Source organism: Phenylobacterium sp., assembly GCF_004799395.1.
GTDB lineage: Bacteria > Pseudomonadota > Alphaproteobacteria > Caulobacterales > Caulobacteraceae > Phenylobacterium.
Genome location: NZ_SSMZ01000339.1, coordinates 1 through 26,678, shown reverse-complemented (window position 1 = coordinate 26,678; position 26,678 = coordinate 1). Strand labels below are relative to the sequence as shown.

Annotated in this window: 26 protein-coding genes; 15 read left to right on the top strand and 11 right to left on the bottom strand. The window is 68.6% G+C overall.

Going from position 1 to position 26,678, the window contains the following annotated elements:
* Window positions 1-13: 13 nt before the first annotated feature.
* The 6 genes from E8A12_RS22115 to ccmA form a co-directional block, all read right to left on the bottom strand.
* Complete coding sequence (locus E8A12_RS22115; RefSeq protein WP_293372942.1) at window positions 14-535, bottom strand: DsbE family thiol:disulfide interchange protein; 522 nt, start codon at window positions 533-535, stop codon at window positions 14-16.
* A 10-nt stretch (window positions 536-545) separates the two neighbouring features.
* Window positions 546-692, bottom strand: coding sequence for a heme exporter protein CcmD (gene ccmD / locus E8A12_RS22110; RefSeq protein ID WP_293372940.1), 147 nt, complete (start codon window positions 690-692; stop codon window positions 546-548).
* 4 nt (window positions 693-696) lie between these two features.
* A complete protein-coding gene (ccmC, locus tag E8A12_RS22105) occupies window positions 697-1,425 on the bottom strand; it encodes a heme ABC transporter permease CcmC (protein ID WP_293372938.1) in 729 nt (242 codons plus the stop codon).
* A 73-nt stretch (window positions 1,426-1,498) separates the two neighbouring features.
* On the bottom strand, window positions 1,499-2,074 hold the full coding sequence (locus E8A12_RS22100) for a Spy/CpxP family protein refolding chaperone (RefSeq protein WP_293372936.1): 576 nt from the start codon (window positions 2,072-2,074) through the stop codon (window positions 1,499-1,501).
* Window positions 2,075-2,177: 103 nt separating this feature from the next.
* A complete protein-coding gene (gene ccmB, locus E8A12_RS22095; protein WP_293372934.1) occupies window positions 2,178-2,843 on the bottom strand; it encodes a heme exporter protein CcmB in 666 nt (221 codons plus the stop codon).
* The gene (ccmA, locus tag E8A12_RS22090) at window positions 2,840-3,442 is read right to left on the bottom strand and encodes a heme ABC exporter ATP-binding protein CcmA (RefSeq protein ID WP_293372932.1); all 603 of its coding nucleotides are present in this window, start codon (window positions 3,440-3,442) and stop codon (window positions 2,840-2,842) included. The genes ccmB and ccmA overlap by 4 nt, the downstream gene beginning before the upstream one ends.
* Window positions 3,443-3,629: 187 nt before the next feature.
* Between ccmA and acnA the strand changes: the two genes are divergently transcribed.
* From acnA to E8A12_RS22070, 4 genes are all read left to right on the top strand, one after another.
* The gene (gene acnA / locus E8A12_RS22085) at window positions 3,630-6,320 is read left to right on the top strand and encodes an aconitate hydratase AcnA (RefSeq protein WP_293372930.1); all 2,691 of its coding nucleotides are present in this window, start codon (window positions 3,630-3,632) and stop codon (window positions 6,318-6,320) included.
* Window positions 6,321-6,409: 89 nt separating this feature from the next.
* Window positions 6,410-7,126: a DUF1223 domain-containing protein gene (locus tag E8A12_RS22080; protein WP_363212674.1), complete on the top strand. Its 717-nt coding sequence runs from the start codon at window positions 6,410-6,412 to the stop codon at window positions 7,124-7,126.
* A gap of 286 nt (window positions 7,127-7,412) precedes the next feature.
* A complete protein-coding gene (locus E8A12_RS22075) occupies window positions 7,413-7,748 on the top strand; it encodes a DUF2794 domain-containing protein (protein WP_293372928.1) in 336 nt (111 codons plus the stop codon).
* A 41-nt stretch (window positions 7,749-7,789) separates the two neighbouring features.
* Window positions 7,790-8,512, top strand: a complete 723-nt coding sequence (locus tag E8A12_RS22070) for a hypothetical protein (protein ID WP_293372926.1) — start codon at window positions 7,790-7,792, stop codon at window positions 8,510-8,512.
* A gap of 103 nt (window positions 8,513-8,615) precedes the next feature.
* Here E8A12_RS22070 and E8A12_RS22065 read toward each other — a convergent pair whose 3' ends face one another.
* On the bottom strand, window positions 8,616-9,368 hold the full coding sequence (locus E8A12_RS22065; protein ID WP_293372924.1) for a Bax inhibitor-1/YccA family protein: 753 nt from the start codon (window positions 9,366-9,368) through the stop codon (window positions 8,616-8,618).
* 150 nt (window positions 9,369-9,518) lie between these two features.
* Here E8A12_RS22065 and thpR point away from each other — a divergent pair, with 150 nt between their 5' ends.
* Window positions 9,519-10,055 carry an RNA 2',3'-cyclic phosphodiesterase gene (thpR, locus tag E8A12_RS22060; RefSeq protein WP_293372922.1) on the top strand — a complete coding sequence of 179 codons (537 nt, stop codon included), beginning with the start codon at window positions 9,519-9,521 and terminating at the stop codon, window positions 10,053-10,055.
* Between the two features lie 117 nt (window positions 10,056-10,172).
* Here the strand turns inward: thpR and E8A12_RS22055 are convergent, their stop codons facing one another.
* On the bottom strand, window positions 10,173-10,550 hold the full coding sequence (locus E8A12_RS22055) for a DUF2237 domain-containing protein (protein ID WP_293372920.1): 378 nt from the start codon (window positions 10,548-10,550) through the stop codon (window positions 10,173-10,175).
* Window positions 10,551-10,603: 53 nt separating this feature from the next.
* Here E8A12_RS22055 and E8A12_RS22050 point away from each other — a divergent pair, with 53 nt between their 5' ends.
* Window positions 10,604-11,479 carry a CoA ester lyase gene (locus E8A12_RS22050; protein ID WP_293372918.1) on the top strand — a complete coding sequence of 292 codons (876 nt, stop codon included), beginning with the start codon at window positions 10,604-10,606 and terminating at the stop codon, window positions 11,477-11,479.
* Between the two features lie 7 nt (window positions 11,480-11,486).
* On the top strand, window positions 11,487-12,164 hold the full coding sequence (locus tag E8A12_RS22045; RefSeq protein ID WP_293372916.1) for a hypothetical protein: 678 nt from the start codon (window positions 11,487-11,489) through the stop codon (window positions 12,162-12,164).
* Between the two features lie 30 nt (window positions 12,165-12,194).
* Here the strand turns inward: E8A12_RS22045 and E8A12_RS22040 are convergent, their stop codons facing one another.
* Window positions 12,195-12,620: an HIT domain-containing protein gene (locus E8A12_RS22040; RefSeq protein WP_293372914.1), complete on the bottom strand. Its 426-nt coding sequence runs from the start codon at window positions 12,618-12,620 to the stop codon at window positions 12,195-12,197.
* A 124-nt stretch (window positions 12,621-12,744) separates the two neighbouring features.
* On the opposite strand from E8A12_RS22040, the gene E8A12_RS22035 reads away from it, so the two are divergent.
* Entirely contained in the window at window positions 12,745-13,728 is a 984-nt protein-coding gene (locus E8A12_RS22035) for a malate dehydrogenase (RefSeq protein WP_293372912.1), read from the top strand.
* A gap of 124 nt (window positions 13,729-13,852) precedes the next feature.
* Here the strand turns inward: E8A12_RS22035 and E8A12_RS22030 are convergent, their stop codons facing one another.
* Complete coding sequence (locus E8A12_RS22030; protein ID WP_293372910.1) at window positions 13,853-15,406, bottom strand: hypothetical protein; 1,554 nt, start codon at window positions 15,404-15,406, stop codon at window positions 13,853-13,855.
* Between the two features lie 121 nt (window positions 15,407-15,527).
* Between E8A12_RS22030 and E8A12_RS22025 the strand changes: the two genes are divergently transcribed.
* The gene (locus E8A12_RS22025) at window positions 15,528-16,085 is read left to right on the top strand and encodes a GNAT family N-acetyltransferase (RefSeq protein ID WP_293372908.1); all 558 of its coding nucleotides are present in this window, start codon (window positions 15,528-15,530) and stop codon (window positions 16,083-16,085) included.
* Here E8A12_RS22025 and E8A12_RS22020 read toward each other — a convergent pair.
* Window positions 16,082-16,852, bottom strand: coding sequence for a LytTR family DNA-binding domain-containing protein (locus E8A12_RS22020; RefSeq protein WP_293372906.1), 771 nt, complete (start codon window positions 16,850-16,852; stop codon window positions 16,082-16,084). The genes E8A12_RS22025 and E8A12_RS22020 overlap by 4 nt on opposite strands.
* Before the next feature lie 149 nt (window positions 16,853-17,001).
* On the opposite strand from E8A12_RS22020, the gene E8A12_RS22015 reads away from it, so the two are divergent.
* The 6 genes from E8A12_RS22015 to E8A12_RS21990 form a co-directional block, all read left to right on the top strand.
* Entirely contained in the window at window positions 17,002-20,376 is a 3,375-nt protein-coding gene (locus tag E8A12_RS22015) for a glycosyltransferase (RefSeq protein ID WP_293372904.1), read from the top strand.
* Between the two features lie 115 nt (window positions 20,377-20,491).
* On the top strand, window positions 20,492-21,694 hold the full coding sequence (gene sucC, locus E8A12_RS22010) for an ADP-forming succinate--CoA ligase subunit beta (RefSeq protein WP_293372902.1): 1,203 nt from the start codon (window positions 20,492-20,494) through the stop codon (window positions 21,692-21,694).
* Complete coding sequence (locus E8A12_RS22005) at window positions 21,691-22,266, top strand: hypothetical protein (RefSeq protein ID WP_293372900.1); 576 nt, start codon at window positions 21,691-21,693, stop codon at window positions 22,264-22,266. The genes sucC and E8A12_RS22005 overlap by 4 nt, the downstream gene beginning before the upstream one ends.
* 10 nt (window positions 22,267-22,276) lie before the next feature.
* Entirely contained in the window at window positions 22,277-23,155 is an 879-nt protein-coding gene (gene sucD / locus E8A12_RS22000) for a succinate--CoA ligase subunit alpha (protein WP_293372898.1), read from the top strand.
* 88 nt (window positions 23,156-23,243) lie between these two features.
* Entirely contained in the window at window positions 23,244-26,216 is a 2,973-nt protein-coding gene (locus E8A12_RS21995) for a 2-oxoglutarate dehydrogenase E1 component (protein ID WP_293372896.1), read from the top strand.
* A gap of 56 nt (window positions 26,217-26,272) precedes the next feature.
* A partial coding sequence (locus E8A12_RS21990; RefSeq protein WP_293372894.1) for a biotin/lipoyl-containing protein occupies window positions 26,273-26,678 on the top strand: 406 nt, incomplete at its 3' end.

Here is a 26,678-nt window from a genome sequence, read left to right as displayed (position 1 = left end):
GGCCCGCCGCCGATCAACGCCCGGTTAACATCCGCGCCGTCAGAGCCTGAGCGTCGCGCGCATTGAGATTGGTGTACTTGGCCGCCACCTTGCCGTCGGGCATGACCAGATAGGTCTCCGGCACGCCAGAGACGCCGAAGTCGATGCCGGCGCGGCCGTCGCGGTCCACCAGGCGCTCCATGAACGGATCGCCCAGGCGGGTAAGGAAGGCCTTGGTGTTCTCCGGCGCGTCCTTGTAGGCAACGCCGATGATGCGGACATGGCTGGCGCGCAACTGCATCAGCACCGGATGCTCGATCTCACAGGGGCCGCACCAGGACGCGAAGAAATTCACCAGGATCGGACCTTCGCGCGCCGCCTCGCGGACGCTCGTCAGGGTTCCGTCGTCCAGACTGGGCAGGCTGACGTCGGGCGCTTGTTTGCCGACCAGAGCCTCAGGCACGACCTGCGGATTGTGATGCAGGCCGTAGCCGGCGAACAGCGCCGCCAGCAGGGCCAGGACGACCAGGGGCAGCGCGGCGATCCAGCGGCTCATGAAATGGCGCTCACTTGCGCGACAGCTCTTCGAAGCGCGCCTTCCAACGGCGCGCATGGTTCAGGGCGCTGGCGAGCATTACGACGAACACCACCGCCGTCAGGCCGTAGGCGGTCCAGATGTAGAAGCCGTACTTGCCGGTCTCCAGATGGATCATTGTCTCAGCCTCTCGCCGCGCGTAGCGCCGCGGCCTCGGCGCGGCGGCGCCAGACCTCGCCGCGGATCCGCACCAGCCACAGCGACCCGAACGCCGAGGTGTAGGCCAGCACGATCAGGATCACCGGCCAGAAGAACACCGGCGCCAGCGCCGAGCCGCCGGATCGGAACACCGAGGCGCCCTGGTGCAGGGTGTTCCACCAATAGACGCTGTAATGGATCACCGGCAGGATCAGCGCGCCCACCAGACCCAGGATCGCCGCGGCGCGCGCGGCCTTGGCCTCGTCGTCCATGGAGGCGCGGAGCGCCATGTAGCCCAGGTAGATCAGGAACAGGATCAGCTCCGAGGTGAGACGCGCGTCCCACACCCACCAGGTTCCCCACTCCGGACGGCCCCAGAGGGAGCCGGTGGCGAGCGTCAGCAGGGTGAAGCCGGCGCCCAGCGGCGCGGCGGCCTGGGCCGCGGCGTCGGCCAGGACCTGGCGCCAGACCAGGGAGAGCAGGCTGGCGACCGCCAGGCAGGCGTAGACGAACTCGCTCATCCAGGCGGTCGGGATGTGGATGAACAGGATCCGGACCGTGAAGCTCTGCTGATAGTCCGGCGGCGCGCTCCAGCCGAGCCACAGGCCGGCGACCCCCAGCACAACGGCGATCGCCCCGAACATCGGCGCGGCCCAGCGCGAGAAGGCCATGAACCGCTCGGGATTGGTCAGGAAGGCAGGCGCCGGGATCATCACTGGCCGGGCTTAGACCGGCAAAGGGGGCCCGGCAAGCCGACCCCCTTCGGCCGATGCGATCGGCAGACGATCAGGAGCGCGGAGGCGCCGGGGGCCGCGGCGGGATGGGCGGCATCGGGGGCATCGGAGGCATGCCGTCCATGTTGACCATCACCCGCATCGAGCCGCCGTGCATCATCGGTCCCATGGGCCCCATCATCATCATCGGCATCTCGTCGAACACCTTCTTCTGCGACGGTTCGAGTTGGTCGTAGAACTTGCGCGTCGCTTCGATGCGGGCGTGGGCCTGGGCGGTCTGTTCGTTGAGATGGGCATCCATCTCCGCCAGGCGCTGGGTGGTTGTCTTGGCGTCATGGCGATCGGACATCTCGACGATGTTCTCATGGTGTCGCTCCGGGCTCACCGCGGCCAGGTAGGCGGTGAGCGCAGCTTCCTGGTTCGGCTTCAGCTGCAGCATGGTGCGAAGATGCTCGGCCTGGTCCTTGCCCTCATGGCGGATCACCACCTGGCGTTCCTCGCGCATCTGGTGATGGTCGCCAGCGTCCGGCGCGGGCCCGGCCGGCGGCTGGGCGAAAGCCGCGGCGCTGGCGGCGGCGGTGAGGGCGAAGGCCGCCCCGGCGAGGTAGCTGGTCAACGGACGCGTCATCGCGGTCTCCTGGGTCAAGGTCGAGCTTGAACCTTGTCGTGAAACTTGGCGAAACGGCGGCATGCGAAATGAAGCTTTGGTAATGTTCGCGGGGGCTTAGGGCCTAGGACAGGGCGTTGCGGCAGGCCGCGGCCATGAACAGCGGTCCCAGCGCCACGAAGGCCGCGGCGTAGGCGCCGAGCAGGACCAGCCCCGAGGTCCAGGGCAGGCCGGCGAGGTAGCTGGCGAGCGCGCCGCCGCCGAAAATCACCGGAGGCACGAACAGCGGCAGCACGATAACCGCCGTTAGCAGGCCGCCGCGCCGGGCGCCGAGGCTCAATGCCGCGCCGATGCCGCCCGTGAAGGCGAAGGCCAGGCCGCCAATCAAGGCGCAGACGAAGACCAGGGGCGCCAGATTCAGTGGCGCGCCAAGCGCGATGGCGGCGACGGGGGCGGCGAGCGCCAGCGGCGCGCCGGTGGCCAGCCACTGGGCGAAGCACTTCACCGCGCAGGTCAACTCCAGCGGGGTCGGCGAGAGCACGAGGTGGTCCAGGGCGCCGTCCTCGTAGTCGCGCTCGAACAACCGGTCGAGGGAGAGCAGGCTGGCCAGCGCCAGACCCACCCAGGCGGCGCCCGGCGCAATGGCGGCCAGTCGCGCCGGCTCCGGCCCGATGGCCAGCGGCAGCAGGGTGGCGACCCCGGCGTAGAACCCGACGCTGACCAGCGGCCCGCCGCCCTTGCCCCAGGCCAACGCGGTCTCGCGAGCCAGCAGCGCGCCCAGCCGGCTCATGCGCCGATCTCCAGCGTTCTCGCCGTGATCGGCAGGGGATCGTGCACCGCCGCCAGGATCAGGCCGCCGCCGGCCAGGTGGGCTTGCATCATCGCGCCGAAGCGAGCCCGCCAGGACGCGTCCAGGGGGCTAAGGGGCTCGTCCAGCAGCCAGAGTCCGCGCGGCGCGGCGAGCAAGCGCGCCAGCGCCAGGCGACGCCGCTGGCCGGCCGACAAGCGGCGAACCTCCAGGTCCAGCAGGCCGATCAGATCCAGGGATTCGGCGGCCGCCAGGGCCGAGGCCTTGTCGCCGCCGCTCCAGACGCTCCAGAAATCCAGCTCCTCGCGCGTCGTCCGGGCGGGCTTCAGCCCATCTTGGTGGCCGATCAGGTGCAGGCCCCCGCCGCGGGCCTCCCCGGCCTCGACGTCGCCGAAGCCGATCTCGCCGTCCTCCAGGGGGACCAGACCCGCCACGGCGCGCAGCAGGCTGGTCTTGCCGGCTCCGTTGGCCCCCGTGAGCGCACAGGCTTCGCCGGCCGTCAGGCTCAGCGACAGTCCGCAAAACAGGCTGCGGCCGCCCCGGCGCACGGCGACTCCGCGCAGGTCGAGGGCGATGATCATCGCCGGAACAAGCTCAACCGTGGCCGTGCATGGACGCGTAACACACGTAGGTCTATGAAGCCCGCGGCCGCCGTGACCTCGGGGGGCCCTCGCCGCGCGGGTTCGGACGCTGTGTGTCCGTTCATCGAAGCGCGCGATCTCCGGGGTGGGCGTGATGCGGCCGGGAACAGAGAGAGGATCTCCCCAAATGGCGTCAGTCGACAGCCTGAAAACCCGCCGTGAACTCACGGTGGGCGACAAGACCTACGCTTACTACAGCCTTCGCGCCGCCGAGGAAGCCGGACTTTCCGGCATCTCCAGCTTGCCGATCTCCATGAAGGTGCTGCTCGAGAACCTGCTGCGCAACGAAGACGGCGATTCCGTCGGGCGCGATGACCTGCAGGCGATCGCCGCCTGGGTCCAGAACAAGGGCAGCGTCGAGCACGAGATCAGCTTCCGTCCGGCTCGCGTGCTGATGCAGGATTTCACCGGCGTGCCGGCGGTGGTGGACCTCGCCGCCATGCGCGATGCGATGACCCACCTGGGCGCCAACCCCGAGAAGATCAATCCGCTGAACCCGGTCGACCTGGTGATCGACCACTCGGTGATGGTCGACTACTTCGGCACGGCCAAGGCCTTCGGCGAGAACGTCGAGCGCGAGTACGAGCGCAACATGGAGCGCTACCGCTTCCTGCGCTGGGGCTCCTCGGCCTTCAACAACTTCCGCGTGGTGCCGCCCGGCACCGGGATCTGCCACCAGGTGAACCTGGAATACCTCGCCCAGACGGTCTGGGTGAACGAGGACGGCGGCGATCCGGTCGCCTATCCGGACACTGTGGTCGGCACCGACAGCCACACAACCATGGTCAACGGCCTGTCGGTGCTGGGCTGGGGCGTGGGCGGCATCGAGGCGGAAGCCGCCATGCTGGGCCAGCCGATTCCGATGCTGATCCCCGAGGTCATCGGCTTCAAGCTGGAGGGCGCCATGCCCGAGGGCGCCACGGCCACCGACCTGGTGCTGACCGTCACCCAGATGCTCCGCAAGAAGGGCGTGGTCGGTAAGTTCGTGGAATTCTACGGCCCCGGCTTGGCCAGGATGACCATCGAGGACCAGGCGACCATCGCCAACATGGCCCCGGAATATGGCGCGACCTGCGGTTTCTTCCCCGTGACCCGCTCCACCATCGACTACCTGACCGCCACCGGCCGCGACGCGCAGCGTGTCGCGCTGGTGGAGGCCTACGCCAAGGAGCAGGGCATCTGGCGTGAGCCGAGCGATCCGGATCCGGTGTTTACCGACGCCCTGGAGCTGGACCTGGGCTCGGTGCTGCCGTCGCTCGCCGGCCCGAAGCGGCCGCAGGACCGGGTGGTGCTGACCAATGCCGCGGTCGAGTTCAAGGCCGCGCTCGCCGGCGACTTCGGCAAGGCCGAGGACATGGCCACCCGCGTGAAGGTGGAAGGCGCCAACTTCGATGTCGGCCACGGCGACGTGGTGATCGCCGCCATCACCTCCTGCACCAACACCTCCAATCCCAGCGTGCTGATCGCCGCGGGCCTGGTGGCGAAGAAGGCCGTCGAGCTCGGCCTGAAGGTGAAGCCCTGGGTGAAGACCTCGCTGGCCCCCGGAAGCCAGGTGGTCACCGACTATCTGAAGGCCGCCGGCCTGACCAAGGGCCTCGATGCGCTGGGCTTCAACCTGGTGGGCTACGGCTGCACCACCTGCATCGGCAACTCCGGTCCGCTCTCCGAGCCGATCTCCGAAGCCGTGCAGAAGGGCGACCTGGTCGCCGTGTCGGTGCTGTCGGGCAACCGCAACTTTGAAGGCCGGGTGAATCCCGACGTGCGGGCCAACTACCTCGCCTCGCCGCCGTTGGTGGTGGCCTATGCGCTGGCTGGCTCGATGTCGATCGACATCACCACCGAGCCGCTGGGCGAGGGCAAGGGCGGCAAGCCGGTCTATCTGAAGGACATCTGGCCGACTTCGGAGGAGGTCGCCGCCCTGCAGCGCAAATTCGTGACGCAGAAGATGTTCGCCACCCGCTACGCCGACGTCTTCAAGGGCGACAAGTCCTGGCAGGGTATCAAGATCGAGGGCGGCCAGACCTATGGCTGGGACATGGGCTCGACCTATGTGCAGAACCCGCCCTACTTCCAGAACATGTCGATGGAGCCTTCTCCGGTCACCGACATTGTCGAGGCCCGGGTGCTGGCGGTGTTCGGCGATTCGATCACCACCGACCACATCTCGCCCGCCGGTTCGATCAAGGCGAGCTCACCGGCCGGCGTCTACCTGCGAGACCGCCAGGTGCCGACCACGGAGTTCAACTCCTACGGCGCGCGCCGCGGCAACCACGAAGTGATGATGCGTGGCACCTTCGCCAACATCCGTATCCGCAACCGCATCACCCCGGAAATCGAAGGGGGCATGACCAAGCACTTCCCCTCGGGCGACGTGATGTCGATCTACGATGCGGCCATGCGTTACCAGTCCGAAGGCCGCGGCCTGGTGGTTTTCGCGGGCAAGGAATACGGCACCGGCTCGTCGCGCGACTGGGCGGCCAAGGGCACCAAGCTCCTCGGCGTCCGCGCTGTGGTGGCCGAGAGCTTCGAGCGCATCCACCGCTCCAACCTGGTGGGCATGGGCGTGCTGCCGCTGCAGTTCCTGCAGGAAGGCTGGCACAAGCTCGGCCTGACCGGCGAGGAGATTGTCACCATCCGCGGCCTCACCGAGCTGTCGCCGCGCCGTCAGCTGACCATCGAGATGTACCGTCCCTCCGACGGCCGCATCGCCCGCTTCCCGGTGCGGTGCCGGATCGATACGCCCACCGAGCTTGAGTATTTCAAGAACGGCGGCGTGCTGAACTACGTGCTGCGCAACCTCGCGAAGCCCGAGGCCTGAACCTGAGCCAAGGCGGGCTGCAAACGCGCAGTCCGCCTCCGCTCACGCCTTGTTGTAATTTACAGGGCGCATGAGCCCCTTTAAGCCCGATGGCGATGCGGACAGCGGCGCTTTTCAGCCTGGCCCTGCTCGCCCTGCCGGTCCCCCTCTTCGCGGGGGCGGCGGCGGCCAGGCCTCCCGTGGTGCTCGAGCTCTACACGGCTCAGGGCTGCGCGTCGTGCGGCGAGGCCAACGCCCATGTGGCCAAGCTCGCCGAAAAGCCCGGCGTCCTCGCGCTGACCTTCTCCGTCGACTATTGGGACTATCTCGGCTGGGCCGACACTTTCGCCAAGCCTGAGTTCGCCGACCGCCAGAAGGCCTATGTGGCGAAGCTGGCGCTGCGCGAGCCCTACACGCCCCAGGTGGTGGTCGACGGCGCGGCGCAGGCCTCCGGCGCCAAGCCCGAGAAGGTCGACAAGCTGGTGGCCGAGGCGGTGAAGGCCCGCCGTGACCCGCCCGAGGTCCGTTTCTCCGGCGGGACCCGCGTCTACGTGGGCTCGGCGCACGCGCCCAAAGGCGGCGGCGAGGTCTGGCTGGTGCGTTACGACCCGCGCGAGCAGGAAGTGGCCGTCAAGAGCGGCGACAACAAGGGCCAGACCCTAATCCAGAAGAACGTGGTCCGCGAACTGACCCGCCTGGGCGCCTGGCGCGGCAAGCCCGCGGCCTTCCGCCTGCCGGCGGCCTCGGAGGAGGGTCTGAAAACCGCGATCCTGATCCAGGCCGGCCGCGGCGGGCGAATCATCGCCGCGGGCGCGCCCAAGGCCTGAGCCCGGCACGCGCCGCAGATACGAAAACCCCCGCGGCTGGAGAGCACCCGCGGGGGTTCTGACGTTAAGAGAGATCTAGGCGTCGGCCGGCCAGTCCGTCGATCCCAGGGGGCTGGGGGGGCTGTTCAGGATCCGGGAGCGCCGTTTCTGACCAACCGACCATCGCAATATGAGAGGCGCATCGGGCGCTCGCGGGTCGCAAATAAGGTCATTTGGCGGCGGCGCTGTTGGCGCGCGCACGCAGGGTCTGGTCCGGCGCGCCGATTCCGGTCTAGGCTCCGCTTCGATGGCTTTCGACACGTCCTACGCGTCGCCGCGTCAGGCGACCGTCTTTTTCGAACGGCGCGAGCTGACCCGCCTGCTTTCCCTATATGGGCGAATGGTCTCGGCCGGAGAGTGGCGTGATTACGCCATCGATGGCCTCTCCGAATCAGCCGTGTTCTCGGTCTACCGGCGCAGCTCCGAGGCGCCGCTTTACCGCATCGAGAAGCGCCCGGCGCTCGCGCGACGGCAGGGGGCCTGGGCGGTGTTGGGGCAGGCTGGCATGGTGCTTCGCCGCGGCCACGAGCTGGAGCAGGTCCTGCGCTTCTTCGACAAGGGCCGCTTCAAGGTGGTCGACTGAAGCTGTTCAGCCGCCGCCGTGGAGCGGCTAAGCTGAGCCTTATGGAAATCCACAAACCCAAGGCCGCGCGCAGTTGGCGTGAGTTCGCGGTCGAGATCGGCACCATCGTCATCGGGGTGCTGATCGCGCTTGCGGCCGAGCAGATCGTCGAGGCCATCCACAACCGCCACGTGGCGGAAGAAGCGCGCGACAATGTCCGCGCCGAGGCGAGGCTGGATCTCGGCTTCATTGCCGGCCGGTTGGCGGCGGAATCCTGCGTCGAGCAGAGGCTCGAGGGTCTGCAAAGCCTGCTCGCCGAGACTGGCGATGGCGCACCGAAGCTGCGGATCGGCTGGGTGGGCCATCCGCCGACCACGCCGATGTTCTCCGCCCGTTGGACATCGGCCACGGCCAGTGGACGGACCAGCTTGTTCTCGGCGGCTGAGCAGGATCGCTATGGGGGCCTCTACGGCCTCTTCACCCGCTTCGACGAGCATCAGTTGCGCGAGCAGGCGGCCTGGACGCAGCTCAGGATGCTGGAGACCTGGCGGGGCCCGCTGGGCCCTGCTGCGCGGCTCGAGTTCGCCAAGGCGCTGCAGGACGCCCGCTACGAAGCCTGGGACCTTCGCTACGGCGGATCCTACGCCTTGACCCAGGCGAAGGCGCTGGGGCTCAAACCTGCAACGGATGGGACCGACGAATCCCACCCCCCGATCTGCCTGCCGATCTCCATGCCCAGGGCCGAGGTCTTGCGCCAGATCAAGGCGCCGTTCGGGGAGCCGTAGGCCTGAGCGTCCCTGAACGAGGCCGGCTCCGCATGACGCACAATGAAAAAGCCCCGGAGGTTTCCCGCCGGGGCTTCGTCGTCTTCAGGCCTCCGCCTTCGCCTTAGCGGCGGCTGCCGAACAGGCTGAGCAGCATCTGGAAGAGGTTGATGAAGTTGATGTAGAGGCTGAGCGCGCCGTAGTTGGTCGCCACGCCCATCGCCTGCTGGTCGCCGCCCAGCTGGTAGTAGGTCATCTTCAGACGCTGGGTGTCGTAGGCGATCAGGCCCGCGAAGATGAACACGCCCAGCACGCTGATGATGAAGTTCATCGGGCCGGAGTGCAGGAAGATGTTCACCACCGAGGCGATGATCAGGCCCACCAGTCCCACCATCAGGAAGCTGCCGAAGCCGGTCATGTCGCGCTTGGTCGTGTAGCCGAACAGGCTCAGCGCGCCGAACGCGGTCGCCGTGATCAGGAAGGTCTGGGCGATGGAGCCGCCGGTGTAGACCAGGGTCAGCACGCCCAGCGAGGCGCCGATCAGGCTGACGATGGTCCAGTAGAAGATGCCGGACGAGCGCGGGGTCGCATTGCGCACCGCGGCCATGCCGAACAGCATGACGGCGAGCGGCGCGAAGGCGATCACGTAGCCCAGCGGCTGCAGGCCGACCAGACGGCCGTCGACGGTGACGCGATAGAGCAGCGCCTGGACCGGCGCGACCTGTCCGGTCACGAAGGCCAGCGCCGCCGAGAGCACGAGGCCCAGGGCCACCTTATTGTAGACCCCGAGCATGAAGCTGCGCAGGCCCGCGTCCACCGACATGTCGGCGCGATCCGTGGGGATCGGGCGCGCGTAGCCGCGGTTGAAGTCGCTCATTTGAGCAAAACCCTTGTTTGAGCGCCCACGATTGGACGCGCCGCAAATATCGGGTCCGCGTGAGGCGGAAGCAAGGCCTTGTTGGTCAAGGTCTTGTTAAGGTCTGAGCGGGCGTTTCGCGCAGGCCTTTGCCTGCGGTAGTCATTCACCATGATCCGGCTCTTCGCCGCGCTTTCGCTGCCCGATGAGGTCGGCGCCGTCCTGACCCGCCGTCAGAGCGGAGTCGAGGGCGCACGCTGGAGCCCGCGGGAGGCGCTGCATGTGACCCTGCGCTTCTTCGGCGACATCCGCGAGGACGTCGCCCGCGACCTTGACGCCGAGCTGGTGACGCTTCGCGCGCAACCTTTCGAGATCGCGCTCTCGGGCGTGGGCGCGTTCGGCGAAGGCCCGGACCTTCACGTCCTTTGGGCCGGCGTCGAGGCGAGCGAACCGCTCGCCCGCCTGGCCAAGGCTTGCGAGAGCGCCGCGCGCCGCGTCGGTTTGAAACCCGATACCAGGACCTATCGCCCGCATGTGACGCTGGCCTACCTGCGCCACGCCGATCCGGCCGAGGTCGCCGCCTGGATCCAGGCCAACAATCTCTTGAGATCGCCGCCGATCCGCGTGGACCGCTTCGGCCTCTATTCCAGCTTCCTGGGGAGCGAGCAGGCCCACTATCGGCTGGAGGCGGAGTATCCGCTTTCCTAGTTCTTCCTCTTCGGGGGAGACGGCCCCAAGGGCCGGACGGAGCTTCCGCTCAAACCTGGGAGGACCCTTCAGTCGGCTTCGCCGACAGCTCCCCCGATGGGGAGCAACGTGGGGCGCCTAGACCGCGTGGTCCTTGAGCACGCCGAGTGGCACGATCGCCAGCGTCTCCTCATGGGTGGATTCCAACACGATCTTCGGCGCAGCGCCGGCGTCGAGGGCCTCCTTCCAGCGCGGGGCGCAGAGGCACCAGCGGTCGCCGGGCTGCAGCCCGGGGAACTCGGCCTCCATGACCGGGGTCGACAGGTCGTTGCCGGCCGCCCGGCTGAAGGCCAGGAACTCGGCTGTCATCACCGCGCAGACGGTGTGCATGCCGACATCTTCGTGGCTGGTTTCGCAGCAGCCGTTCTGGAAGAAGCCGGTGACGGGGTCTGTCGAGCAGGGCTTAAGCTCCCCGCCCAGCACATTGCGCGCGCCCGGATCGTAGCGTGTGGTCATGTCCCCACCCTAACCGCTATGACGGGGCCATATCCATGCGCGAAGGAGCGCAAATGGCGACGTCCGCCCAAGCCCGACCCCGACGCAGCGCCCTCTACCTGCCGGGCTCAAACGCGCGCGCCATCGAAAAGGCCCGCACGCTCCCCTGCGACGTCGTGATTCTCGACCTCGAGGATTCCGTGGCGCCCGAGGCCAAGGTCGCCGCCCGGGTGCTCGCCTGCGAGGCGGTGAAGCTGGGGGGCTTCGAGACCCGTGAGCTGGTGATCCGCGCCAACGGTCTCGACACGCCCTGGGGCGCCGACGACCTGGCCGCGGCGGGCGACGCACGGCCCGACGCCGTGCTGGTCCCGAAAGTCGCCTCGCCGGCTGACCTCGGCAGCTATCGCGCCGCGCTGGGGCCCTCCGCTGTCCCGCTCTGGGCGATGATCGAGACCTGCCAGGCGGTGTTCGCGCTCGGCGACCTCGGCGCCGCCAGCGCCGGCGCGGGCGTCGAGGCCTGGGTGATCGGAACCAACGACCTGGTGAAGGAGATGCGCTGCCGGCTTGGCGTCGATCGTGCGCCCCTGCTGGCGGCCCTGTCGCTTTCGGTGATGGCCGCCCGCGCACACGAGATCACCATCCTGGATGGGGTCTACAACGACATTCCCGACCTGGAGGGCCTCGAGCGGGAGTGCGCGCAAGGGTCGGATCTCGGATTCGACGGCAAGAGCCTGATCCATCCGACCCATCTGGAGATCGCCAACCGGGTCTTCTCGCCGGAGGCTGACGCCGTGGCCTGGGCTCGCACGGTCGTGGCGGCCTTCGATTCGCCGGAAAACGCAGGCAAGGGTGTTCTTAAGGTCGAGGGGCGTATGGTGGAGCGTCTGCACCTGACGCAGGCGCGCCGGCTGATCGCGGTGGCTCTGGCCATCGCCGCGCACGAGGACTGAAGGATCGATGCGGATCGGTTTGCTGTCCCTGACGATGTTGGCGCTGGTCGCGCCCGCCGTGCGGGCCCAGCCGGCCGCCACCCCGCCCGTGCATGTGCGCGACCCAATCGGCGCGCTCCTGAACCCCAACGCCCCGCCGCCGCGCGACGAGGACGAGCCCGACGTCGCCGGCCAGCCGAAAACGGCGCCTGAGCCGGAGCCGAGCGTCCTGCCCGTCGGACCGCAACCCAAGACCTACGTTCCCGCGCCGCGCCCGCAGCTGGACGCCCCGGTGCAGATCGACGAACTCGGCAGGACCCCAGACGGCCCGCCGGCGATCCGCGACCTGGCGTATGACGCTCGCATCCGCGCCTCCTTCGCCTCGGCCGAGAGCTTCCAGGGCCCGCTGGACGGCGGCTGGACCCTCGCCGAGCCGCGCGGCGACTTTTACGTCCTGCAGATCGTCGACCGCCGCGACCGGCTGGAGGCGGTGTGGCGCAATGTGCGGCGAACCGGTTCCTTGAACGCCTCGGGCCTGGTCGACGAGATCCAGCATCAGGGCGCCCAGCTGACCCTGCGCTTCACCGAATACCCCGAGCCTGCCTCCACAGTGAGCTTGCGCGAAGGCCCCGATGGGACCTGGTCCGGAAAGCTGGCGCGCGGCGACCAGATCGTCACCGTGACCCTGCGCCGGACAGCGCCATAGACCGGGAATGACCAGGGCCCTCGGCTACATCTAGAGCCCCAGCGCGACCCGGGCCGCCGCCTGGGCGGCTTCCCAGGCCTTGGGCGCATAGGCTTCCGCCGGGCCGAAGCCCCAGACGGGCGCGGGCCAGGCCGCGTCGTCGCTGCGCCGGGCGATCACGTGCACATGCAGCTGGGGTGTGACGTTACCGAGCTGGCCGACGTTGAGCTTCGACGCGGGCCGGCCGAGGGCCTCGCCGATGGCGCGCACCGCGGCGCCAGCCTGCAGGATCTCATCCATCAGCACGTCCCGTTCGCCGGCCGCCAGGTCTTCCAGTTCCCGCGCGCCCTCGATCCGCGGGATCAGCACGATCCAGGGGAAGCGCGCGTCGCCCTGCAGGCGGACGTGGCTCAGCGCCAGGTCGCCGAGGCCCTGGGATGTGGCGGTGAAGGCGGGGTCAATCTCGAACATGGTCAAGCTTCACCAGCCCAACGCGCGCCTGCCAAGCCGGTTTCCTTAGACCCCACGCGGCGCCGCAGCATTGCGGGTCGCTTCCCGGTGAGCTACGGACCCGCCGCAACAGACCTGAAGGAGCAAGAGCATGGCGAAGAAAGCGATCCGCGTGGCGGTCACCGGCGCGGCGGGAAACATCGGCTACGCGCTCCTGTTCCGCATTGCGTCGGGCCAGATGTTCGGCGCCGACCAGCCGCTGATCCTGCAGCTGCTCGAGATCCCCGTCGAAGGGCCTCAAAAGGCCCTGAAGGGCGTGGCCATGGAGCTCGACGACTGCGCCTTCCCGCTGCTGCAGTCGATGGTCCTGACCGGCGACGCCGACGTGGCGTTCAAGGACGTGAACTGGGCCCTGCTGGTCGGCTCCAAGCCGCGCGGGCCGGGCATGGAGCGCGCCGACCTGCTGAAGGACAACGGCAAGATCTTCATCGCCCAGGGCCAGTCCATCGACAAGGTGGCCGCCGACGACTGCCGCGTGGCGGTGGTGGGCAACCCCTGCAACACCAATGTGATGATCGCCGCCAGCCAGGCCAAGCGCCTGCCGAAGGACCGCTTCACCGCCATGGTCCGCCTGGACGAGAATCGTGGCCGCGCCCAGCTGGCGCAGAAGGCCGGCGTGTCGATCGACGACGTCAGCGACCTGTTCATCTACGGCAACCACTCGCCGACCATGTTCGCCGACTTCACCCACGCCAAGATCGGCGGCAAGGACGCCGCGTCGGTGATCGGCGACGAAGCCTGGTTGAAAACCGATTTCCTGCCGGCGGTTGGCAAGCGCGGCGCGGCGATCATCGAGGCGCGCGGTGTCTCCTCGGCGGCCTCGGCGGCCAACGCCCTGGTCGACCACGTCCGCGACCTGACCACGGTGGGCAAGGTCCACTCTGTGGCCGTCGAAAGCCAGGGCCGCTACGGCTTCGCCGACGGCGTATGGGCGGGCATGCCGGTGCGCACCACGGCCACCGGCCACGAGGTCATCGACAGCTACGAGATGGACGATTTCGCCAAGTCGAAGATCGCGCTCACCAACGATGAACTGGTCGGCGAGCGGGACACCGTGAAGGAAATGCTGGCCTAGGGCCGGCGTTTTCTCAGCTCGCCCCTCACTTTCCTCGTCATCCCCGGGGCCTGATCCGGGGATGCATGGATTCCACGCGAGGTGCGCAAGCTGAGACGCCGCGTCCCGTCCTGAGGCCTTCGCCCTAGAACCCGTCCCCGTGCGCCTCTCGCGCCAGGCTGTTCAGCTCGGCGATGCGGGCGAGGTAGACGTCGTGCACCGCCCAGGGCGCCTCGCGCGCGGCCGCCGAGCGCGCCTGCAGCCAGCGCTCCTGCTGGCGTTGCAGCTGTGCGTCGGGCACGCCGGCGGCGCGGGCGCCCTGATAGGCGCGGACGAGCTGGCGGTCGGCGGCGCCCAGGCTGGGATCGGCGCAGACCAGGGCTTCGCCCGGATCGCGTGAGGCGCAGCGCGTCGAGACCTTCATTAATCCGGCGGCGTGCGGCGGCGGAATGATCGGCGCCGGCGCGCTGCGCGCCGGGGGCGCGGCGTGCTGCGGGGCTCTGCGCGCCTTCAGCGAAGCCTGTTCCACCACCGCCTCGTGGCGGCCCTTGTGCCTGCGGTCGTTGCGGGCGGTCTCGACCGGCGCCGGCTTGGCCGGGTGTTGCGGCAGCATCTGGCGCACCACGCGGGCGAGGCTGGCCAGCCGGATCTGCTTGCGCGCGTCCTCGCGGGCCTCGGCGACGGCTTCGGCGCGAGCCTCCGCCTTGGCCTCGGCGCGGCCGCGGGCTTCGGCCTTGGCGAGCTTGAGGGTTTCAGCCTGCTGCGCCTTGGCGAGGCGCTTCTTCTCCAGCCTGTCCGCCCTGGTCTTTTCGAACTTCGCCTTCTGGATCTCGGCTTTCTGAATCTCGGCTTTCTGGATCTCAGCTTTCTGGATCTCGGCTTTCTGGATCTCGGCCTTCTGGGCCCTTTCCGCCGCAGCGGCCTGGGCGAGCTCGACGCGGTGGGCTTGAGCGGCCTTGGCCGCCGCGAGCTTCGCGGCCTTCGCCTGCGAAGCGCGGTCCGCCGCCGCCTTCGCCAGTTGCGCGGCGTGCGCCGGCTTCGCGGCGGGCTTGGGAGCGGCCTTCGGCGGCGTTTCGGCTTTGGCGAGCTGTGCGGGTTTGGCTTGCGGCAGACGGACCAGGGGCGCGATCGGCTTTGAGAGGCGCGCTTCCACGCCACGCATCTCCGCCAGCGCCGCGACCATCATCGGGGTCAGTCTCGGCAGGCTGGCCGTCGGTTTGGCTACGGTCGGCGCGGCGGCGGGCGCCTGCGCCGGCGGCGTCCGCACGCGCACCAGCGGCGCCGTCTCGGCCGCGGGCGTCGGCGCAGGGATTGGCGGGACTTGCGGCTGTGGCGAAGGCGGCGGTGTGGCGAAGGCTGCGGCGACGGGGGTCGCGATGGGACCGGGCGGGCCGGCGGGCGCGGTCAATGCGTCGGTCGGCGTGGCGGGCGGCGCCTGACGATCGTCCAGCACGATCCGCAGCTTGTGCGCCGCCGGATCGGCGGGCGGCGCGTCCGGCTGCGCCGCTGGAACGGCTCCGCGGCGCTCCGCCAGGCCGGGCCGGGCCCATAGGCCGAGGCCCACGCCCAGGACGCAGGCTCCCGCCACGCCGGCGAACAGCATGTGTCGCGCCCCGAAGCCGTGACGCCTCTCGCGCGACGGCGATGGCGCGCCCACGTCATCAGCGTAGGTGTCTTGCGATGTGTCGTCAGTCTTCATCAGAGATCCAGCCCCTAGCGGATCCCTCGACGAACGTGGCGCTGGCCGGACCGCCGCGCCCACGGCTAAGGTCCCAACCCCCGCACCGAACTCTCTCCCGAAGTCACATTGAGCCTGAAATATGACGTTTGCGCCAGCGCCAATAATTGAGACCGATCGCCTCATCCTTCGCGCCCCCACGGCGGAGGATTTCGAGCCATGGGTCGAATTCGCCTCCGACGCGGAGACGATGCGCCACCTGGGCGGCGCCCAGCCCCGCTCCGTCGCCTGGCGCGGCCTGTGTTCCGTCGTCGGCGCCTGGTCGGTCCGCGGGTTCTCCATGTTCTCGGTGATCGAGAAATCCAGCGGCCGCTGGGTGGGTCGGCTGGGGCCCTGGCGGCCGGAAGGCTGGCCCGGGACCGAGGTCGGCTGGGGATTGATGCGCGAGACCTGGGGCAAGGGCTACGCCACCGAGGGCGCGGCGGCCTGCATGGACTATGTCTTCGACGTGCTGGGCTGGCGCGAGGCGATCCACACCATCGAGCCGGCCAACGTTGCCTCGCAGGCCGTCGCCAAACGCCTCGGCTCGACGCTGTGGGGGCCAGTCGAGATGCCCGCGCCCTATGAGGACACCAAGGTCGAGGCCTGGGGTCAGACCCGCGAGCAGTGGCTGGCCCGCCGGGCCGCGCTCGGCCGCTAGATCCAGCCCCGCTGCCGCAGGAGCCGCGCATAGGTGCGGCTCACCGGGACCTCCGCCCCGTCGGTGAGGGTGAGGGTCGCGCGCCCGTCGCCGCGCACGGCCTCCGCGATCGCCTGGCGCGCCACCCACCAGGAGCGGTGGACCTGGGCGCCTTCTATGCCCTCCAGCTCGGCGATGGCGTCGCTGAGGCGCATGAGGATCAGGTGCTGGCCCTTGGAGGTGTGCAGGCGCAAGTAGTGGTCCTCCGCCTCCACCGCCCAGACCTCCGCGCCCCGCAGCTTCAGCGGCAGGCGGTCGAGGAACTTCGGCGGCTCCGACGAGGCCTGGGTGAGCCCGTCAGTCTGGCGCGCGACCAAGACGTTGATGGTGACCATGGCGGTGGTCACCGCGACGACCGAGGCGACCAGGTAGATCAGGTCCTGGGGTTGGTCGAAGCTCGCATGCAGGACCAGCCGCGTGGTGACGCCCACCACGACGGAATAGGGGATGGCGAGCGCCAGAGAGGAGGCGAGCACCCGCAGCCAGAGCGACCGCGGCCCGCCGACGCGGTTGAAGAAGGCGCGCGAGATGAAGCCGCCCCACAGCCAGCCGACCAGCATCAGGCCCAGCCAATAGGCCAGACGCACGGGCAGGCCGACGCGGGCGGAGGTGAAAGCGCCGGCGAAGGCCAGGAAGGTTGCGGCGACGACGGTGATGACCAGGCCGCGGAGCCAGCCCTTGAAGTCGCCGTAAGGGCCCCAGCCCAGGATCTTCGGCCTCGAGGCCATTCGCCGGTCGCTCCGCGCGCTGGTCTGGCAGATAGAGGATGTCGGGGGTTTCGCAAATGGTCGCAGGGCCACTGGCGGCCGCCGCCTAGCTTCAGCCACCGTGGCGAGGCATAACAACCACCGATTCACCAAGGCGCCGCGCGCACTTCATGGCCGATCTCGTCTTCCACGATCCCACAGGGCGCAGAGCCCGGCGCGTGCGTTTCGTGGGGGGTCTGGCCGCCTCTTTCCTGGCGCTGCTCGTGGCGGCGTTCTTCGCCACCCTGGCGTTCGCGCCGCGCCTGCCGACCGTCAACCTGAAGGACCCGGGCGCGCTGACCGCCCTGCATGCGGAGACCGCCCACAAGCTCAAGGGCCGCCAGCAGTGGAACCGGATCCCGCACCCGAAGGCGGGCGCGGCGACCGGCGGCCCGGCCCGGCCGCTTTCGATCGCATTCTATGTCTCCTACGACGAGAGCAGCCGAGAATCGCTCGCCGACCACATCGACCAGGTGGACGTGGTGTCGCCGCAGTGGGTGTTCCTGACCCAGCCGAACGGCGGCCTGTCGATCGTTTCCGATCCGCAGGCCCGCGCGATCATCGCCTCGGCCAAGAAGCCGCCCTCGATCCTGCCGGGCATCGTCAACTTCGACCGCGCGACGCGGACCTGGGACGGGCCGCTGGCCGGCGCCCTGCTGGCCAACCCCAAGGCCCGCACCGCGATGATCGCCAACCTGGTGGCCCAGGCGCAGAAGCGCGGCTACGCCGGCTACGTCTTCGACTTCGAGGATGTGCCCGCCGCCGCGCTCAAGCTCTATCCCAGCTTCATCGCCGAGGCCCGCGCGGCGCTGAAACCGCTCGGCCGCGAAGTCTGGGTGACGACGCCCTTCGGCGACGACGACCATCCGGTCCGCGCCCTGCAGGACGCCTCGGATGCGGTGGTGCTGATGGCCTATGACCAGCACTGGGGCGGCGGAGACCCTGGGCCGGTGGCGGCGCAGGACTGGTTCGAATCCACCATCGCCAAGCGCATGGAGACGCTGGATCCCGCCAAGACGATCGTCGCCCTTGGGAACCACGGCTACGACTGGACCCTGGCCGGCCCGAAGACCAAGGCCAGCTCCCACGAGATCCTGTTCAACGAGGCGACCCAGGCGGCGCATGACGCCGAGGCCCAGGTCGAGATGGACGAGAACTCGCTCAATCCCACCTTTGGCTACCAGGACGACGCCGGCCGCAAGCACACCGTCTGGTTCCTAGACGCGCCGACCCTGTTCAATCAGATCAGGGTCGCCGACGGCTTCCGGCCGCTGGGCTATGCGCTGTGGCGGATGGGCGGCGAAGACCAGCTCGACTGGCAGGTCATGCGCCACGACTACGGCCAGGGCAAACCCGACGGGCTGGAAAACCTGAAACCGGGCGTCGACGTGGACTTCGACGGCCAGGGCGAAGTCCTGCACGTGCAGTCGATCCCGACCGCCGGGCGGCGCTCACTGGAGATCGACTCCGACACCGGCCTGATCTCCGGCGAAAACTACGAGGTGATGCCGACGTCCTACGTGATCCAGCGCTACGGCTTCCATCCAGGCTGGGTGGCGATCACCTTCGACGACGGGCCGGACGGGCGCTGGACGCCGAAAATCCTCGACATCCTCAAGGAGAAGCACGCGCCGGCCACCTTTTTCGTGATCGGCAAGAACATGTCCAGCAAGCCGGGCCTGGTGGCCCGCGAGGTGCGCGAAGGGCATGACGTGGGCAACCACAGCTGGACCCATCCGGACATCAGCAAGGTTTCGGCCGCACAAGCGGCGGTCGAGCTGTCGGCCACACAGCGGCTGTTCGAGACCATCACCGGCCGCTCCATGCGGCTGTTCCGGCCGCCCTATTTCGGCGACGCCGAGCCGTCGACGCCGCGCGAGGTGGCGCCGCTGCTCACCGGCCAGCAGCAGGGCTATCTCGCCGTCGGCCTCAGGATCGACCCGGACGACTGGGACCATCCGGACGCCTCGACGCCAGCCAGGATCATCGACACCGCGCTGACCCGACTGGCCGATCGCACCGACCGGCCCGGCCAGGTGATCCTGCTGCACGATAGCGGCGGCGACCGCAGCTGGACGGTGAAGGCGCTCCCGGACCTGATCGATGCGCTCCGCGCCCACGGCTACAAGCTGGTGACCATCGGCGACCTGGCGGGCATGACCCCGGCCGAGGCCATGCCGCCCACCAGCCGCAACTCCTTCGAACTGCTGCTCGACCGGATCGGCTTCGGCTTCTTCCACGGCATGCAGATCGCGCTGCAGACCCTGTTCATCACCGCCATCGTGCTGGGCGTGGGCCGCCTGCTGCTGCTGGGGACCCTGGCGCTGATCCATCGGTTCACGATCACCCGGCGCACGCCGCCGATGCCGGACCCGCTGACCGGGCCGCTGATCAGCGTTCTGATCCCCTGCTTCAACGAGGAGAAGGTCATCGAAAGCTCGGTGCGCCGGATCCTGGCGTCCAACTGGTCGAAGATCGAGATCCTGGTGCTGGACGACGGCTCCTCCGACCACACCGCCGAGGTGGTCCGCCGAGCCTTCGCCGACGAGCCGCGCGTGACCCTGATGAGCTTCGAGAACGGCGGCAAGGCGCGCGCGCTGAACCGTGGCCTCGCCAAGGCCCACGGCGACGTGGTGGTGGCGCTGGACGCCGACACCCTGTTCCCGTCCGACACCCTGGCCAAGCTGGCGCGCTGGTTCGGTGACCCAAGGGTGGGCGCAGTGGCCGGCAACGCCCTGGTGGGCAACCGCCGCAACCTGATCACCCGCTGGCAGGCGCTGGAATATGTCACCGCCCAGAACCTGGAGCGCCGGGCGCTGGCGGCGCTTGGCGCGGTGACGGTGGTGCCGGGCGCGGTCGGCGCCTGGCGGCGCGCGGCGCTGGAGCAGCTGGGCGGCTATCCGGACGACACGCTCGCCGAGGACCAGGACCTGACCATCGCCATCCAGCGGGCCGGCTGGCGCGTCGAGTTCGATCCGGAAGCGCGCGCCTACACCGAGGCGCCGGAGACGGTGAGCGGCCTCCTCAAGCAGCGTTTCCGCTGGTCGTTCGGCACCCTGCAATGCATCTACAAGCATCGTGCGGCGCTGTTCAGCCCGAAGCATCCGGTGCTGGGATTCGTCGCCCTGCCCCAGATCTGGCTGTTCCAGATCTTGCTGACGGCGGTGGCGCCCTTGATCGACCTGGCGGTGATCTGGAGCCTGATCTCGGCGATCTACGGCTTCACCAACCACTCGACGGAGTGGTCGCCGGACGATCTGGTCCGACCGCTGTTCTACTGGGCGGCCTTCATCTTCCTGGACCTGTCGGCCGGGGCGCTGGGCATGGCGCTGGAGCGCCGCGCGCCGTGGGGCGACCTTATCTGGATGCCGGTCCAGCGCTTCGGCTACCGCCAGCTGATGTACTATGTCGTGGTCAAGTCGATCGACGCGGCCCTCCACGGAGCCCGCGTCGGCTGGGGCAAGCTCGAACGCCGCGCCAGCGCCGCCTTCGAAGGAGCCGGGTAGAGAACCGGGATTTACGACCGTCCTTAGGTTGTCTTCCCTCGGAGCGGCGCCTATAACGCCGCCCACTCGCCGAGACGGCGGGGCCCCAATCGCCAAGCGCGCTTAAGCGAGCCTCATGAACATCCACGAACACCAAGCCAAGGCTGTCCTCGCCGAATACGGCGTGGCGGTCCCCAAGGGCTATCCGGCCTTCACCGTCGACGAAGCCGTCGAGGCCGCCAGCAAGCTGGGGGGTCCGGTCTTCGTGGTGAAGTCGCAGATCCACGCCGGCGGTCGCGGCAAGGGCCGCTTCGAGGGCCTGGGTCCCGACGCCAAGGGCGGCGTGCGTGTGCTGAAATCCATCGAGGACGTGAAGGCCTCGGCGCAGGAGATGCTCGGCCGGGTGCTGGTCACCGAGCAGACCGGCCCCAAAGGCAAGCAGGTCAACCGCCTCTACATCGAAGAGGGCGCGGCGATCGCCCGCGAGCTCTACCTCTCCCTGCTGGTTGACCGCGAGACGAGCCGGGTCTCGGTCGTCGCCTCCACCGAGGGCGGGATGAGCATCGAGGAGGTGGCGCACAACACCCCGGACAAGATCCTCACCTTCTCTATCGACCCGGTCACCGGCGTCCGCGGCTTCCATGGCCTGAAGCTGTCGGAGTCGCTGAACCTGAAGGGCGACCTCGCCAAACAGGCGGGTAAGCTGCTCGGGCAGCTCTACGAAGCCTTCGTCGCCAAGGACATGGCGATGCTGGAGATCAATCCGCTGATCGTAACGGCGGACGACCAGTTGCGCGTCCTCGACGCCAAGGTTTCCTTCGACGACAACGCCCTGTTCCGCCACCCGGACATCAAGGCGTTGCGCGACGAGAGCGAGGAGGACCCCAAGGAGATTGAGGCCTCGAAGTACGACCTCTCCTACATCGCGCTGGACGGCGAGATCGGCTGCATGGTCAACGGCGCGGGCCTGGCCATGGCGACCATGGACATCATCAAGCTCTATGGCGCGGAGCCGGCGAACTTCCTGGACGTGGGCGGCGGCGCCGACGAGGCCAAGGTCACCGCGGCCTTCAAGATCATCATCGCCGACCCCAACGTGAAGGGCATCCTGGTCAATATCTTCGGCGGCATCGCCCGCTGCGATATCCTGGCCCAGGGAGTGGTCGCCGCGGTCAAGCAAGTGGGCCTGCAGGTCCCGCTGGTGGTGCGGCTGGAAGGCACCAACGCCGAACTCGGCAAGAAGATCATCAACGAGAGCGGCCTCAACGTCATTGCCGCCAACGACCTCTCGGACGGCGCCGAGAAGATCGTCAAGGCCGTGCGGGACGCGGCTGCGTGATGCTGAAGGCGCTGGCGCTCGGATTGATCTTGAGCGTTGCGGCGAACGTCGCGGCGCGCGCCGAGCCGCTGTTCGACGCCTACCAGGCGCTGTGCGTTAAGACCGGGGCGGAGGCGCCCGCTACCCTGGCGGCGGCCGACGCGGCCGGTTGGATGCCTCTCCCTCAGCCGCTGCTGCAACAGCTCAGCAAGGCCGCGGCGGTGGACGGTGCCGATGGCCGGATGAAATCCGACGCCGCCGGCATCCAACTTCTGATCGCCGGTCATAAGACCATGCCGATCGGGCCCGCGAACGTCGACGTCCGGTTCTGCGCCGTGGCGACGACGGCCGCTGTGGCTGACGCGCTGAAGAGCCAGCTCGCGGCCTGGGCGGCGGTGCCGCCCGAACCTGGGCTCAGCGCGACGGACCGCACCGGCTACGCCTTCACCGACGCCCATGGCGTCCACACCGTCCTCACCAAGCCCAATGACGACCAGGCCCTGGCGCTGCTGCGGACCGGCCACGTCACCATGGCGTTCATCCAGGAAAGCAAGGGGTTGAACCTCCTGGCCTTCGCTGTTCCCTCGATCTGAAGCGGACCTGATGTCGATCCTGATCAACAAAGATACCCGGGTGATCTGCCAAGGCTTCACCGGGGCGCAAGGCACCTTCCACTCCGAGCAGGCCATCGCCTACGGGACCAAGATGCTAGGCGGGGTGACGCCGGGCAAAGGCGGCGCGACCCACATCGGCCTGCCGGTGTTCAACACCGTCGCCGAGATCGCGCGCCGCGAGCAGGTCGACGCCTCGGCGATCTACGTCCCTCCGGCTTTCGCCGCGGACTCGATCCTGGAAGCCATCGACGCGGAGATCCCGCTGATCATCTGCATCACCGAGGGCATCCCGGTGGCCGACATGGTCAAGGTGAGGCGCGCGCTGGACGGCTCGAAATCCAGGCTGATCGGGCCCAATTGCCCCGGCGTCCTGACCCCGAATGAATGCAAAATAGGCATCATGCCGGGCAACATCTTCAAGAAGGGCTCGGTGGGCGTTGTTTCGCGCTCGGGTACGCTTACCTATGAGGCCGTGTTCCAGACCACCCAGGTGGGCCTCGGCCAGACGACGGCCGTAGGCATCGGCGGCGACCCGGTGAAGGGCACCGAGTTCATCGCCATGCTCGACCTGTTCCTGAAGGATCCGGAGACCGAGTCGATCATCATGATCGGCGAGATCGGCGGCTCGGGCGAGGAAGACGCGGCCGAGTTCATCAAGAATTCACCAACCAAGAAGCCTATGGTCGGCTTCATCGCGGGACGCACCGCGCCGCCCGGGCGGCGCATGGGTCACGCGGGCGCGATCATCTCCGGCGGCAAAGGCGGAGCCGAGGACAAGATCGCCGCGATGGAAGCCGCGGGCATCCGCGTCTCCCCGTCTCCGGCGAAGCTCGGTGAAACCCTTTTGGAAGTGCTCAAAGGCGGCTGAGCGCCGGCAATTTAGACGTTAGAGCGGTCCGCGCTCGGCTCCTTCATTCGAGAAGCTCCGCGGTCCCGGCTCTGGGAAAGCGGACGACATGGCGGACGATGCGGGTCTGATCAACGAGGTCTTGGCGGAGACCTCCTTCCTCTACGGCGGCAATGCGGCCTTCGTCGAGGACCTCTACGCCCAGTGGTCGGCCGACCCGAATTCGGTCGAGTCCTCTTGGCGCGCTTTCTTCGCCTCCCTGCAAGACTCAGCCGCCGACGTGCAGCGCGGGGCGGCCGAGCCGGCCTGGACCAAGGCCGCGCCGCCGACGTCGCGTCCCGACTGGCTCTCCGCCCTCGACGGTCTATGGCCGGCGGTTGAGGCCAAGCTCGGCGCCAAGATCGCCGAGCGCGCGGCGCCGGCCGCCGCTTCCGGCCCTGCGCCTTCCACCGACGCCGTGCGCGCCGCGACCCTCGATAGCCTGCGCGCCATCATGATGATCCGCGCCTACCGGATGCGCGGCCACCTCAAGGCCAACCTCGATCCGCTGGGCTTGGCCACGACTCCCGGCGACGCCTCCGAACTCGACCCCGCCACCTACGGCTTCTCGGAAGCCGATTACGACCGGTCGATCTTCCTCGACTTCGTGCTGGGCCTGGAGACGGCGACCATCCGCGAGATCCTGGAGATTGTGCGGCGGACTTACTGCGGCAATGTCGGCGTGCAGTACATGCACATCTCCGATCCGAAGGAGAAGGGCTGGCTGCAGGCGCGCATCGAGGGCCGCGACAAGGAGATCGTCTTCACCAAGGAGGGCAAGATCGCCATCCTGAAGAAGCTGATCGAGACCGAAGGCTTTGAGAAGTTCCTCCACCGCCGCTTCCCCGGCACCAAGCGCTTCGGCCTGGACGGCGGCGAAAGCCTGGTCCCGGCGCTGGAACAGATCATCAAGCGCGGCGGCGCGCTGGGCGTGAAGGACATCATTGTCGGCATGCCGCACCGCGGGCGCCTGAACGTGCTAGCCGCGGTGATGGGCAAGCCCTACCAGGTGATCTTCCACGAGTTCCAGGGCGGCTCGTCGCTCCCCTCCGACGTCGAGGGCTCGGGCGACGTGAAGTACCATCTGGGCGCCTCGTCGGACCGTGAGTTCGACGGCAACTCCGTCCACCTGTCGCTGACCGCCAACCCGTCGCACCTTGAAATCGTCAATCCGGTGGTGATCGGCAAGGCGCGCGCCAAGCAGGCCTTCACGCTTCGCGCCAACGCCAGCGCCGGCCGCGGCCACGTCCTGCCGCTGCTGATGCACGGCGACGCGGCCTTCGCAGGTCAGGGCGTGGTGGCCGAGTGCTTCGCGCTCTCGGGCCTGCGCGGCTACGGCGTGGGCGGCACTGTCCATTTCATCGTCAACAATCAGATCGGCTTCACCACCAGCCCGAAGAACAGCCGCTCCTCGCCCTATCCGTCGGACGTGGCCCTGATGGTCGAGGCGCCGATCTTCCACGCCAACGGCGACGATCCGGAAGCCGTGGTCTTCGCCGCTCGTGTCGCCACCGAATACCGCCAGCAGTTCGGCAAGGACGTGGTGGTCGACATGTTCTGCTACCGCCGGTTCGGTCACAACGAGGGCGACGACCCGACGATGACCCAGCCGCTGATGTACGCCAAGATCAAGGATCATCCCTCGGTCCGCGATCTCTACGCCGCGCGGCTGGTGGGCGAGGGCACGGCGACGCAAGCCGAGGTCGACGGCTGGATCGCCGAATTCGACAAGTTCCTCGACTCCGAGTTTGACTCAGGCAAGACCTTCCACGCCGACAAGGCCGACTGGCTGGACGGCAAGTGGTCGGGCCTGAAGCTGCCGGGCTCGGAGGAGAGCGGCGTCACCGGGGTGCCGAAGCAGAAGCTGCTCGACCTCGGCCACAAGATGACCTCGATCCCGGAGCGGATCACCGTTCACAAGACGGTCGAGCGGGTGATCGCCGGCCGCCGCGACGCCATCGACAAGGGCGAGGGCCTGGACTGGTCGACGGGCGAGGCGCTGGCCTTTGCCAGCCTGCTGGACCAGGGCTATCCGGTGCGCCTGTCGGGCCAGGACTCCATCCGCGGCACCTTCACCCAGCGCCACTCCGGCATCGTCGACCAGAAGACCGAAGAGACCTATTTCCCGTTGCGCAACCTGGGCTCCGGCCAGGCGCACTTCGAGGCGCTGAACTCGGCGCTGTCGGAAGAGGCGGTACTCGGCTTCGAGTACGGCTTCTCGCTGACCGACCCCAACACGCTGGATATGTGGGAAGCCCAGTTCGGCGACTTCACCAACGGCGCCCAGGTGGTGATCGATCAGTTCATCTCGTCGGGCGAGCGCAAGTGGCTGCGGATGAGCGGCCTCGTCATGCTGCTGCCGCACGGCTACGAGGGCCAGGGTCCGGAGCACTCCTCGGCGCGCCTCGAGCGCTTCCTGCAGATGTGCGCCGAGGACAATCTGCAGGTCGTCAATCCGACCACGCCGGCCAACTACTTCCACGTCCTGCGCCGGCAGATGATCCGTGAGTTCAGGAAGCCCCTGATCGTCATGACGCCCAAGTCGCTGCTGCGGCACAAGCGGGCGGTCTCGAACCTGTCGGACATGGCCGAGGGCACCAGCTTCCATCGCGTGATGGTGGACGGCGCCGAAGCCGGCGCCGACGTGGGCGGCGTTACGCTGAAGCCGGACGACAAGATCAGCCGGGTCATCGCCTGCTCCGGGAAGGTCTACTATGACCTGATCGAGCAGCGGGCCAAGACCGGCCGCGACGACGTCTACATCCTGCGCCTGGAGCAGTTCTATCCCTGGCCGCTGAAGTCGCTGTCGAATGTCCTGAAGCGCTTCGCCAATGCCGAGCTGGTCTGGTGCCAGGAAGAGCCGAAGAACATGGGCGGCTGGACCTTTGTCGACCCCTGGCTGGAGTTGACGCTGGACCGGATGAGCATCAAGGCCAAGCGCGCCCGCTATGTCGGCCGCCCGGCCTCGGCGTCCACGGCCGCGGGCCTGATGACCCGGCACATGAGAGAACTCGAAGCCTTCCTCACCGAAGCCTTTGCCTGAGTAGGCTTGGGCCTGAACCTGAACGACTGTCTGAAGATCTAAGGAGCGCATTCCCTATGGCCGACATCATGACGCCAGCGCTGGGCGAGTCCGTCACCGAAGCCACGGTGGCGCGCTGGACCAAGAAGGCCGGCGATGCGGTCCGCAAGGATGAGATCCTGGTCGAGCTGGAAACCGACAAGGTGAGCCTGGAGGTCGCCGCGCCCTCCGACGGCACGCTCTCGGAAATCAACGCCGAGGAAGGCGCCACGGTCGAGCCCGGCGCCGTGCTGGGCAAGATCACCGAGGGGGCCGCTTCGCCCAAGGCGGCGCCCGCGCCCAAGGCCCCGGAACCGGCAAAGGCGTCAGAGCCCGAGAAGGCCGTGGCTGCGGCCCCGCCGCCCGCGCCCGGGGCCGGAGCGGCCGCGGGCGCGGGCGGCGGGGCCGCAGCCACGGCCTTCTCGGGCTCGGACGCCTTTGCCG

Excerpts from the sequence above, each read along its gene's own strand:
- E8A12_RS22115 (WP_293372942.1), bottom strand. The coding sequence starts at position 535 with ATGAGCCGCTGGATCGCCGCGCTGCCCCTGGTCGTCCTGGCCCTGCTG.
- ccmD (WP_293372940.1), bottom strand. The coding sequence starts at position 692 with ATGATCCATCTGGAGACCGGCAAGTACGGCTTCTACATCTGGACCGCC.
- ccmC (WP_293372938.1), bottom strand. The coding sequence starts at position 1,425 with ATGATCCCGGCGCCTGCCTTCCTGACCAATCCCGAGCGGTTCATGGCC.
- E8A12_RS22100 (WP_293372936.1), bottom strand. The coding sequence starts at position 2,074 with ATGACGCGTCCGTTGACCAGCTACCTCGCCGGGGCGGCCTTCGCCCTC.
- ccmB (WP_293372934.1), bottom strand. The coding sequence starts at position 2,843 with ATGAGCCGGCTGGGCGCGCTGCTGGCTCGCGAGACCGCGTTGGCCTGG.
- ccmA (WP_293372932.1), bottom strand. The coding sequence starts at position 3,442 with ATGATCATCGCCCTCGACCTGCGCGGAGTCGCCGTGCGCCGGGGCGGC.
- acnA (WP_293372930.1), top strand. The coding sequence starts at position 3,630 with ATGGCGTCAGTCGACAGCCTGAAAACCCGCCGTGAACTCACGGTGGGC.
- E8A12_RS22080 (WP_363212674.1), top strand. The coding sequence starts at position 6,410 with ATGGCGATGCGGACAGCGGCGCTTTTCAGCCTGGCCCTGCTCGCCCTG.
- E8A12_RS22075 (WP_293372928.1), top strand. The coding sequence starts at position 7,413 with ATGGCTTTCGACACGTCCTACGCGTCGCCGCGTCAGGCGACCGTCTTT.
- E8A12_RS22070 (WP_293372926.1), top strand. The coding sequence starts at position 7,790 with ATGGAAATCCACAAACCCAAGGCCGCGCGCAGTTGGCGTGAGTTCGCG.
- E8A12_RS22065 (WP_293372924.1), bottom strand. The coding sequence starts at position 9,368 with ATGAGCGACTTCAACCGCGGCTACGCGCGCCCGATCCCCACGGATCGC.
- thpR (WP_293372922.1), top strand. The coding sequence starts at position 9,519 with ATGATCCGGCTCTTCGCCGCGCTTTCGCTGCCCGATGAGGTCGGCGCC.
- E8A12_RS22055 (WP_293372920.1), bottom strand. The coding sequence starts at position 10,550 with ATGACCACACGCTACGATCCGGGCGCGCGCAATGTGCTGGGCGGGGAG.
- E8A12_RS22050 (WP_293372918.1), top strand. The coding sequence starts at position 10,604 with ATGGCGACGTCCGCCCAAGCCCGACCCCGACGCAGCGCCCTCTACCTG.
- E8A12_RS22045 (WP_293372916.1), top strand. The coding sequence starts at position 11,487 with ATGCGGATCGGTTTGCTGTCCCTGACGATGTTGGCGCTGGTCGCGCCC.
- E8A12_RS22035 (WP_293372912.1), top strand. The coding sequence starts at position 12,745 with ATGGCGAAGAAAGCGATCCGCGTGGCGGTCACCGGCGCGGCGGGAAAC.
- E8A12_RS22030 (WP_293372910.1), bottom strand. The coding sequence starts at position 15,406 with ATGAAGACTGACGACACATCGCAAGACACCTACGCTGATGACGTGGGC.
- E8A12_RS22025 (WP_293372908.1), top strand. The coding sequence starts at position 15,528 with ATGACGTTTGCGCCAGCGCCAATAATTGAGACCGATCGCCTCATCCTT.
- E8A12_RS22020 (WP_293372906.1), bottom strand. The coding sequence starts at position 16,852 with ATGGCCTCGAGGCCGAAGATCCTGGGCTGGGGCCCTTACGGCGACTTC.
- E8A12_RS22015 (WP_293372904.1), top strand. The coding sequence starts at position 17,002 with ATGGCCGATCTCGTCTTCCACGATCCCACAGGGCGCAGAGCCCGGCGC.
- sucC (WP_293372902.1), top strand. The coding sequence starts at position 20,492 with ATGAACATCCACGAACACCAAGCCAAGGCTGTCCTCGCCGAATACGGC.
- sucD (WP_293372898.1), top strand. The coding sequence starts at position 22,277 with ATGTCGATCCTGATCAACAAAGATACCCGGGTGATCTGCCAAGGCTTC.
- E8A12_RS21995 (WP_293372896.1), top strand. The coding sequence starts at position 23,244 with ATGGCGGACGATGCGGGTCTGATCAACGAGGTCTTGGCGGAGACCTCC.